Below are 4,810 nucleotides of genomic sequence, written 5' to 3'. Positions count from 1 at the left end.
GCCGAAAGTCTGTGGACGCTTGCCGCGTTGTATTTCCGCGCTGCGCGTTTAGGAGAAGCGAGTGGCGGATTTGGGAGACAGGCTGTGAGCGAAGACTGGACCATGCCAGGCGGGCGGCGCGTCGATGGCTCGATAGACCAGCTTGCCGGCCTGTCGAATGGCGGCGTTGGCTGGATCGTCTTCAACAATCCGGCGCGGCGCAACGCCGTCACCACAGAGATGTGGGAAGCGATCCCGCAGGTGATTTCCGCCTTTGAGGCGGACGCTGAGGTCAAACTCATCATCGTCACAGGGGCAGGGCGGAAAGCCTTTGTCTCGGGCGCGGATATTTCCGAATTCGAGAAGCGGATCAAATCAGCCGCCGAGGATGGCGGGTTCCGGCGCGAGACGGATGCGGCCTATGAAGCACTCGCGGCCACGCGCCTGCCGACCCTCGCCATGATCCGCGGCGCCTGTATTGGCGGCGGCATGGCGACGGCGCTCAATTGCGATATCCGCATCGCGTCCGAGACATCCCGGTTCGGCATCCCGGCGGCGAAGCTTGGCGTCGGCTATCCCTATGGCGGGATCGAGCGGCTTGTTGCCGCCGTCGGGCCGTCGCGGGCGAAGCATGTGATGTTCACAGGCGGGATCTATGGGGCAGGCGATGCACTCCGCATGGGGCTGATCGATGAGTGCGTCGCCGATGACGCGCTAGAGGCGCGCGCGCTCGGAATCGCTGCCCAGATCGCCGCGAATGCGCCGCTCTCGCTGGCCGCGGCCAAGCTCTCGATTGATGCCGCGTCAGGCGATCCGGCAAGCCGCGACATGGACGCTGTCAGCAAGGCCATCATGGCGGCGACGAACAGCGAGGATATCGCCGAGGGTCACCGTGCTTTCCTGGACAAGCGCAAGCCTGATTTCAAAGGGCGCTAGGCACAGGTGAGTAGAATTTTGAGGGAGCATTGGACGCGATGATATCCGGTCGAAATATGGTCCGCGGCGCTACACTGTTCGCCGCCTTCTGGACCGCGGCATGCGTGAGTTCTGCGCCCGCTGGCGGTAAGCCGGACTATGCCCTCTGCAGCGGGAATGGACTTGTTATCTCGGCGGCGTTTTCCGGCGCTGGCCAGCATGCGTGCACGGTCGACGGCGCCGATGAAGCGACAGTAAGCGTTATGCATGAGCGCTCCACGTCCGGCCCGATCAATCCGAGCCCGTGGTATGCCTTCGCAATCCAGTCGGCTGCCTCGCGGTCCGTCTCGCTGACACTGGATTACCTCGATTATGAGCATCGCTACACGCCCTATATGAGCCGCGATGGCGGAGCATGGACGAAGCTGGGTGAAGGCCGGATTGACCTCAGCGACGACGAGCATCTGGCGACTGTGACCCTCGAGCTTCCGGCGGGCGTGACCTATGTCGCGGCCCATCCTGTGTTCACGGTCGAGCAAAGCCTCGGGGCGGCGCGCGCGCTTGCCGGCCGGCACGGGCTGAAAGAGGTGGACTATGGCCGCTCAGCTGAGGGCCGGCCGCTCATCGCGTTTGAGAAAGGCGCCGAGGATGCGGACAAGATCATTATTGCGCTGACCCGCCAGCACCCCCCCGAACTTCCCGGCACGGCAGGGTATCGCGTCTTCCTGGAAACGCTGCTCGCCGAAGCGCCCGAAGGTTTCTGGGACGAGCATTTGCTGGTCGCCGTGCCCGTCGCCAATCCGGACGGTGTCGAGAATGGCCATTGGCGGCTGAATATTGGCGGCGTGGATTTGAACCGGGACTGGTACGCGCAGGCCCAGCCGGAGATCGCTGCGTTGACCGCGCATCTGAAAGCGCGGGCCGACGGCAAACGCGCCGTCGCCATGTTCGATTTCCATTCGACCTGGAATACGGTGATCTACACCCCGCCTTTCGAGAATGCGTCGCCCGATGCGGCCTTCCTGCCGCAGCTTAAAGCCCGCCTCGACCAGCCGGGATGTAGCCACCCCAACTGGAAACCGGGGCACCGGGCCGACAGCGGGACATCGAAATCCTGGGGGCTGGCAGAGCTCGGCGCGCCGGCGCTGACGGTGGAGTTCGGCGATAATGAAGCGGTTGAGACGATAAGCTGTACAGCGGCGGAAATTGCGCGTGAGGTGATCGCCTATTCGCGGCGCTGATGGGCCCTCGACAAATAACTCTGCACATCACCCTTGCATCCCGGCGCAAAAATGTTCCATCTTTGTTCTGTTCTCGCAAAGGTGATCCGCATGGTGAAGACATCGCTCATCGACAAGCTCTCCATCCTAGCGGATGCGGCGAAATATGATGCGTCCTGCGCCTCGTCCGGCACATCGAAGCGTAGTTCGGTGGGCAAGTCCGGCCTCGGCTCGACCGAAGGCATGGGCATCTGCCATTCCTATACGCCGGACGGGCGATGTATTTCGCTGCTGAAGATCCTGCTGACCAATTTCTGTATTTTCGATTGCCGCTATTGCGTGAACCGGTCGTCTTCGAATGTCGAGCGGGCGCGGTTCACCCCGGACGAAGTCGTCACGCTGACGCTCGATTTCTACAAGCGCAACTATATCGAAGGGCTGTTCCTCTCCTCCGGCATCATCCGCTCGCCGGACTATACGATGGAGCAGCTGGTCGAGGTTGCGCGCAGCTTGCGCGAGGATCACGGGTTTCGCGGCTATATCCATCTGAAGACGATCGCCGAAGCCGACCCGGAGCTGATCAAAGCGGCCGGCCGCCATGCTGACAGGCTGTCTGTGAACATCGAATTGCCGAGCGAGGAGAGCCTCAAATCCTATGCGCCGGAAAAGACCGGGCAGACGATCCGCAAGGCGATGGCGGATGTGAAATCCGGCATCGATGATCGCAAGGATGCGATCAAAAGCCGGGTGATCAGGAAGGCGCGTGTGCCGCGCTTTGCGCCGGGCGGGCAGTCGACGCAGATGATTGTCGGCGCGGACGGGACGAACGATGCGCAGATCCTTGGAACGGCCTCGAAACTCTATGCCGGGTATGGGCTGAAACGGGTCTATTATTCGGCCTATAGCCCGGTGCCGGATGCCTCGTCTGACCTGCCGCCTGTGAAGCCGCCGCTGATCCGCGAGCACAGGCTCTATCAGGCCGACTGGATGTGTAGATTCTACGGGTTTGAGGCCGATGAAGTGGCCGGCACGACCGAAGGCGGGATGTTGGCGCTCGATATCGACCCGAAGCTTGCCTGGGCGCTGCAGAACCGTGGGCATTTTCCGGTCGATGTGAACCGGGCGACCCGCCGGGACTTGCTGCGTGTGCCTGGGCTGGGGCCGAAAAGCGTCAAGCGGATCATGGCCGCGCGCCGGCATGGGCGGCTGCGGCTCGACGGGCTGTCGCGGATCGTGCATTCGGTGAAGACGGCGCTGCCTTTCATCGTGGCGGCGGACTGGTCGCCGGGCGGGCTGACCGATGAGGCAGGCCTGCGTAGCCGGTTTGCCCCGCCGCCTGAACAGCTGAGCCTGTTTGCATGATCGAGGTGGCGCTCGACAGCGAGACTGATTTCGCCGCATGGCGCGAGGCGGCACGAAGGCTGTGTGCGGCAGGCATCCGGCCGGGCGAGGTAGATTGGCAACCGCCGGGGCGGGCTGGGTCTCTTCTGGCGGGGGCAGGGCCGACGCTCGAGAGCCTTGAGGCAAAGCGGGACGTGCGCGCGAACAAGGCTTTCCTCTCGCTCGCTGAAAAAGTCATCTGCCATACTGCGCCGGAGCGCTTCGACCGGCTGTATTCGGTGCTCTGCAAGGTGCAGAAGCGCCCGGGCCTGTTGTCCGATCTGACCGATCCGGATGTTAGCTGGCTCAAATCCGCCGAAAAAGCGATCCGGCGCGATGTGCACAAGATGCATGCCTTTGTGCGCTTCCGCGAAGCGGGCATGGCCGAAGACGGGCGCGAGCGGTTTGCGGCCTGGTTCGAGCCAACCCATCGCATCACCCGGCTCGGCGCGCCTTTCTTCATGCGTCGGTTTCCGAATATGGACTGGGTGATCGTGACCCCGGAAGCGACCGCGATCTGGGATGGCAGCACGCTCACCTATGGGCCGGGCGGGCAGAAATCCGACGTGCCCTCCGGCGATGCAGTGGAGGATCAGTGGCGGACCTATTTCCGCTCCATCTTCAATCCGGCGCGCTTGAAAGTCAGCGCGATGACGTCCGAGATGCCGAAGAAATACTGGGCGAATTTGCCGGAGGCCGATCTCATCCCGGCGATGATATCGGGCGCGCAGACCCGCACGCGCCAGATGCAGGAAGAGGCGGTGAGTGCGCCCTCGCTTCTCTCGCGCCGCCTCGCCGAGCGGCGGGCAGCAGAGCCGGACATGCCAGAAGAAATTACCTCGCTTGAGGAGGCGCGCAAGGCGGTCTCTGCCTGCCAGCGCTGCCCGCTCTACAAGGATGCCTCGCAGGCCGTGTTTGGCGAAGGGCCTTCCGATGCGCGGCTGATGATTGTCGGCGAGCAGCCGGGCGATGAGGAGGACATCGCCGGGCGTCCCTTTGTCGGGCCGGCGGGCAAGGTGCTGGACCGTGTGCTGGGCGAGGCCGGGATCGACCGGAAGAGCGCCTATGTCACCAATGCCGTGAAGCATTTCAAATTCACCCCGCGCGGCAAGCGGCGCATGCACCAGCGCCCGAATGCCGGCGAAATCGATGCCTGCCGCTGGTGGCTCGACCTGGAGCGCGGCTTCTTGAACCCGGACGTGACCGTGGCGCTTGGCGCGACGGCGGCGCGCGGGTTGTTCGGCAAGACGATGAAGATCGGCGAGGTGCGCGGGCGTGCGATAGACCTCGGGAATCGCGGGCAGGCCGTGGTGACG

4 protein-coding genes are annotated in these 4,810 nt (G+C 63.7%); all 4 read left to right on the top strand.

Features of this window, described 5'->3' with window-relative positions; translation table 11 throughout:
- Positions 1-915, top strand: a 915-nt coding sequence (locus WA989_RS17675) for an enoyl-CoA hydratase (protein WP_424341792.1), incomplete at its 5' end; no start/stop codon positions are given.
- A gap of 104 nt (positions 916-1,019) precedes the next feature.
- Positions 1,020-2,135, top strand: a complete 1,116-nt coding sequence (locus WA989_RS17670; RefSeq protein ID WP_424341791.1) for a M14 family zinc carboxypeptidase — start codon at positions 1,020-1,022, stop codon at positions 2,133-2,135.
- A gap of 90 nt (positions 2,136-2,225) precedes the next feature.
- A complete protein-coding gene (locus WA989_RS17665; protein ID WP_424341790.1) occupies positions 2,226-3,476 on the top strand; it encodes a putative DNA modification/repair radical SAM protein in 1,251 nt (416 codons plus the stop codon).
- Positions 3,473-4,810, top strand: a 1,338-nt coding sequence (locus tag WA989_RS17660; protein ID WP_424341789.1) for a UdgX family uracil-DNA binding protein, incomplete at its 3' end; no start/stop codon positions are given. The genes WA989_RS17665 and WA989_RS17660, both read left to right, overlap by 4 nt.

The organism is Henriciella sp. (assembly GCF_049649345.1).
Taxonomy (GTDB): Bacteria; Pseudomonadota; Alphaproteobacteria; order Caulobacterales; family Hyphomonadaceae; genus Henriciella.
Note: the sequence above shows the minus strand (reverse complement) of the source record. Positions and strands in the feature narration are given on the sequence as shown.